This is a genomic window from Roseinatronobacter sp. NSM (assembly GCF_052379845.1).
Classification (GTDB): domain Bacteria; phylum Pseudomonadota; class Alphaproteobacteria; order Rhodobacterales; family Rhodobacteraceae; genus Roseinatronobacter.
The window spans coordinates 1-5,565 of record NZ_JBQTCF010000071.1; the positions used below are offsets into that span (position 1 = coordinate 1).

Here is a 5,565-nt window from a genome sequence, read left to right on the forward strand (position 1 = left end):
GCTTTATTATGAGTTTAACTGGTGGAGAAACGGATACTACGAAAGAGGTGGAGTACACAAATTGGCAAAAGGTGACTAATTTCGCTAATCAGTTTAATCAGATGTAACGAAATATGGTTGGTTTTGTTCTGTTTGCTTTGTTTTTGTACGCTTGTTTATTGATTGGCAAAAAAGTTCAAAAAAGTGCTTGCCAATGTGATGTTGATCTCTATAATGCCGCCTCGCTGACAAGGTAAAGCTTAAATTATTAAGCCAGTCAGTAAGTTGTTTTAAAAAGGTTTTTACCTTGAAAAGATAAATGAAAAAAGTGTTTGACACGAAAGTTTATCTCGCTAAAATAGCTGCCTCTTCCGAGTTGACTAAGTTAACTAGGAAGCGTTCTTTAACAATTTAAACCAATCAATCTGTGTGGGCACTCGTTGATGATAATCAAAATGCTTAGCAATAAGCACTTCGGTTTCAATGAACTGAGTGACCAAATTGATAGGGCTTTTAGCACTATCGGCACAGTCAATTCATTATCGTTCTGTTGGAACGATAATAGCTTTGAATTACGCTTCTATTTATAGGAGCTAGGTAATTTAGAGTCAGTATTCATTGAGCCAAAAAGAACTTAAATTGAAGAGTTTGATCATGGCTCAGATTGAACGCTGGCGGCAGGCCTAACACATGCAAGTCGAGCGGTAACAGGAAGGAAGCTTGCTTTCTTTGCTGACGAGCGGCGGACGGGTGAGTAATGCCTGGGAAATTGCCCTGATGTGGGGGATAACCATTGGAAACGATGGCTAATACCGCATAATGCCTACGGGCCAAAGAGGGGGACCTTCGGGCCTCTCGCGTCAGGATATGCCCAGGTGGGATTAGCTAGTTGGTGAGGTAATGGCTCACCAAGGCGACGATCCCTAGCTGGTCTGAGAGGATGATCAGCCACACTGGAACTGAGACACGGTCCAGACTCCTACGGGAGGCAGCAGTGGGGAATATTGCACAATGGGCGCAAGCCTGATGCAGCCATGCCGCGTGTATGAAGAAGGCCTTCGGGTTGTAAAGTACTTTCAGTCGTGAGGAAGGGGGTATCGTTAATAGCGGTATTCTTTGACGTTAGCGACAGAAGAAGCACCGGCTAACTCCGTGCCAGCAGCCGCGGTAATACGGAGGGTGCGAGCGTTAATCGGAATTACTGGGCGTAAAGCGCATGCAGGTGGTTTGTTAAGTCAGATGTGAAAGCCCGGGGCTCAACCTCGGAGTTGCATTTGAAACTGGCAGGCTAGAGTACTGTAGAGGGGGGTAGAATTTCAGGTGTAGCGGTGAAATGCGTAGAGATCTGAAGGAATACCGGTGGCGAAGGCGGCCCCCTGGACAGATACTGACACTCAGATGCGAAAGCGTGGGGAGCAAACAGGATTAGATACCCTGGTAGTCCACGCTGTAAACGATGTCTACTTGGAGGTTGTGGCCTTGAGCCGTGGCTTTCGGAGCTAACGCGTTAAGTAGACCGCCTGGGGAGTACGGTCGCAAGATTAAAACTCAAATGAATTGACGGGGGCCCGCACAAGCGGTGGAGCATGTGGTTTAATTCGATGCAACGCGAAGAACCTTACCTACTCTTGACATCTACAGGATCCTGCGGAGACGCGGGAGTGCCTTCGGGAACTGTAAGACAGGTGCTGCATGGCTGTCGTCAGCTCGTGTTGTGAAATGTTGGGTTAAGTCCCGCAACGAGCGCAACCCTTATCCTTGTTTGCCAGCGAGTCATGTCGGGAACTCCAGGGAGACTGCCGGTGATAAACCGGAGGAAGGTGGGGACGACGTCAAGTCATCATGGCCCTTACGAGTAGGGCTACACACGTGCTACAATGGCGCATACAGAGGGCGGCGAGCTAGCGATAGTGAGCGAATCCCAAAAAGTGCGTCGTAGTCCGGATTGGAGTCTGCAACTCGACTCCATGAAGTCGGAATCGCTAGTAATCGTGGATCAGAATGCCACGGTGAATACGTTCCCGGGCCTTGTACACACCGCCCGTCACACCATGGGAGTGGGCTGCAAAAGAAGCAGGTAGTTTAACCTTCGGGAGGACGCTTGCCACTTTGTGGTTCATGACTGGGGTGAAGTCGTAACAAGGTAGCGCTAGGGGAACCTGGCGCTGGATCACCTCCTTACGTAAAGATTGTGCATTGATGAGTGTTCACACAGATTGAATTGGTTTAGATAAAAGAGAATAGTGGGTCTGTAGCTCAGGTGGTTAGAGCGTTCGCCTGATAAGCGAGAGGTCGGTGGTTCGAGTCCACTCAGACCCACCACTTAACGATGGGGCTATAGCTCAGCTGGGAGAGCGCCTGCCTTGCACGCAGGAGGTCTGCGGTTCGATCCCGCATAGCTCCACCATCTTTAAGGGTTTTTAGACAGAATCTTTAGAAATGGTTTCGTTGTTTTTGTAACGACAAATCTTGCTCTTTAACAATTTGGAAAGCTGACAAAGTAACTTATCTTCATTGATGAGTTACTTGTAAAGTTCTCAATCTTTATCTTTTGATAAAGACCAAAAATACACATTCAAGTGTGCTTGGTGAAAAACATCTTCGGATGATTTTCAAAATTGAGTCCGGCAAAATCTGTCTCGCACTCATGTAAATTAAACGCGAGACAACTTGGTCGCTTGTTTGTTTTCACTTTCGTGAAAGCAAGAAGCCAAAGACCCTTTGGGGTTGTATGGTTAAGTGACTAAGCGTACACGGTGGATGCCTAGGCAGTCAGAGGCGATGAAGGACGTATTAACTTGCGATAAGCGTAGATGAGGCAGTAAAAGCCACTTGAGTCTACGATTTCCGAATGGGGAAACCCAAGTGCATAAGCACTTATCGCTGCGTGAATACATAGCGCAGCGAGGCAAACCGGGGGAACTGAAACATCTAAGTACCCCGAGGAGAAGAAATCAACCGAGATTCCGAAAGTAGCGGCGAGCGAAATTGGATTAGCCCTTAAGCTTTATTAGCGTCAGGCGAAGTGTTCTGGAAAGGCACGCGATACCGGGTGATAGCCCCGTAGCCGTTAGCGTTAGCAAAGTGAAATCGAGTAGGGCGGGACACGTGATATCCTGTCTGAATATGGGGGGACCATCCTCCAAGGCTAAATACTCCTGACTGACCGATAGTGAACCAGTACCGTGAGGGAAAGGCGAAAAGAACCCCTGTGAGGGGAGTGAAATAGAACCTGAAACCGTGTACGTACAAGCAGTAGGAGCCTCTTTAATGGGGTGACTGCGTACCTTTTGTATAATGGGTCAGCGACTTATATTCAGTGGCAAGGTTAACCAAATAGGGGAGCCGTAGGGAAACCGAGTCTTAACTGGGCGTTTTAGTCTCTGGATATAGACCCGAAACCGGGTGATCTAGCCATGGGCAGGTTGAAGGTTGAGTAACATCAACTGGAGGACCGAACCGACTAATGTTGAAAAATTAGCGGATGACTTGTGGCTAGGGGTGAAAGGCCAATCAAACTCGGAGATAGCTGGTTCTCCCCGAAAGCTATTTAGGTAGCGCCTCGGACGAATACTACTGGGGGTAGAGCACTGTTAAGGCTAGGGGGTCATCCCGACTTACCAACCCTTTGCAAACTCCGAATACCAGTAAGTACTATCCGGGAGACACACGGCGGGTGCTAACGTCCGTCGTGAAGAGGGAAACAACCCAGACCGCCAGCTAAGGTCCCAAAGTATTGCTAAGTGGGAAACGATGTGGGAAGGCTTAGACAGCTAGGATGTTGGCTTAGAAGCAGCCATCATTTAAAGAAAGCGTAATAGCTCACTAGTCGAGTCGGCCTGCGCGGAAGATGTAACGGGGCTAAGCAATACACCGAAGCTGCGGCAATGCGATTTATCGTATTGGGTAGGGGAGCGTTCTGTAAGCCGTTGAAGGTGAACTGTAAGGTTTGCTGGAGGTATCAGAAGTGCGAATGCTGACATGAGTAACGACAAGGGGGGTGAAAAACCTCCCCGCCGGAAGACCAAGGGTTCCTGTCCAACGTTAATCGGGGCAGGGTAAGTCGACCCCTAAGGCGAGGCCGAAAGGCGTAGTCGATGGGAAACGGGTTAATATTCCCGTACTTCTTATGAATGCGATGGGGGGACGGAGAAGGCTAGGTGGGCCAGGCGACGGTTGTCCTGGTTCAAGTGCGTAGGCTAAGAGACTAGGTAAATCCGGTTTCTTGTTAGGCTGAGACACGACGTCGAGCTGCTACGGCAGTGAAGTCATTGATGCCATGCTTCCAGGAAAAGCCTCTAAGCTTCAGTTCATAAGAAATCGTACCCCAAACCGACACAGGTGGTCGGGTAGAGAATACCAAGGCGCTTGAGAGAACTCGGGTGAAGGAACTAGGCAAAATGGTACCGTAACTTCGGGAGAAGGTACGCTCTTGACGGTGAAGTCCCTTGCGGATGGAGCTATTGAGAGTCGCAGATACCAGGTGGCTGCAACTGTTTATTAAAAACACAGCACTGTGCAAAATCGCAAGATGACGTATACGGTGTGACGCCTGCCCGGTGCCGGAAGGTTAATTGATGGGGTTAGACGCAAGTCGAAGCTCTTGATCGAAGCCCCGGTAAACGGCGGCCGTAACTATAACGGTCCTAAGGTAGCGAAATTCCTTGTCGGGTAAGTTCCGACCTGCACGAATGGCGTAATGATGGCCACGCTGTCTCCACCCGAGACTCAGTGAAATTGAAATCGCTGTGAAGATGCAGTGTACCCGCGGCTAGACGGAAAGACCCCGTGAACCTTTACTACAGCTTGGCACTGAACATTGAACCTACATGTGTAGGATAGGTGGGAGACTTTGAAGCGCAGACGCTAGTTTGCGTGGAGTCGACCTTGAAATACCACCCTTGTAGTTTTGATGTTCTAACGTTGGCCCCTAATCGGGGTTGCGGACAGTGCCTGGTGGGTAGTTTGACTGGGGCGGTCTCCTCCCAAAGAGTAACGGAGGAGCACGAAGGTGGGCTAATCACGGTTGGACATCGTGAGGTTAGTGCAATGGCATAAGCCCGCTTAACTGCGAGAATGACGGTTCGAGCAGGTGCGAAAGCAGGTCATAGTGATCCGGTGGTTCTGAATGGAAGGGCCATCGCTCAACGGATAAAAGGTACTCCGGGGATAACAGGCTGATACCGCCCAAGAGTTCATATCGACGGCGGTGTTTGGCACCTCGATGTCGGCTCATCACATCCTGGGGCTGAAGTCGGTCCCAAGGGTATGGCTGTTCGCCATTTAAAGTGGTACGCGAGCTGGGTTTAGAACGTCGTGAGACAGTTCGGTCCCTATCTGCCGTGGGCGTTGGAGAATTGAAGGGGGCTGCTCCTAGTACGAGAGGACCGGAGTGGACGAACCTCTGGTGTTCGGGTTGTCACGCCAGTGGCATTGCCCGGTAGCTAAGTTCGGAATTGATAAGCGCTGAAAGCATCTAAGCGCGAAGCGAGCCCTGAGATGAGTTCTCCCTGGCACTATAAGTGTCCTAAAGGGTTGTTCGAGACTAGAACGTTGATAGGCAGGGTGTGTAAGCGCTGTGAGGCG

General features: G+C 49.8%; 2 tRNA genes and 2 rRNA genes. All 4 read left to right on the forward strand.

The features are described 5' to 3' along the window. Positions 1-615: 615 nt before the first annotated feature. Positions 616-2,160: ribosomal RNA gene (locus ACTZWY_RS19455) — 16S ribosomal RNA — on the forward strand. A gap of 64 nt (positions 2,161-2,224) precedes the next feature. Further along, a tRNA-Ile gene (locus ACTZWY_RS19460) sits at positions 2,225-2,301 on the forward strand. Positions 2,302-2,310: 9 nt separating this feature from the next. Continuing rightward, positions 2,311-2,386 (forward strand) — tRNA-Ala (locus ACTZWY_RS19465). 326 nt (positions 2,387-2,712) lie between these two features. Beyond that, positions 2,713-5,565: ribosomal RNA gene (locus tag ACTZWY_RS19470) — 23S ribosomal RNA — on the forward strand; the annotation flags it as partial.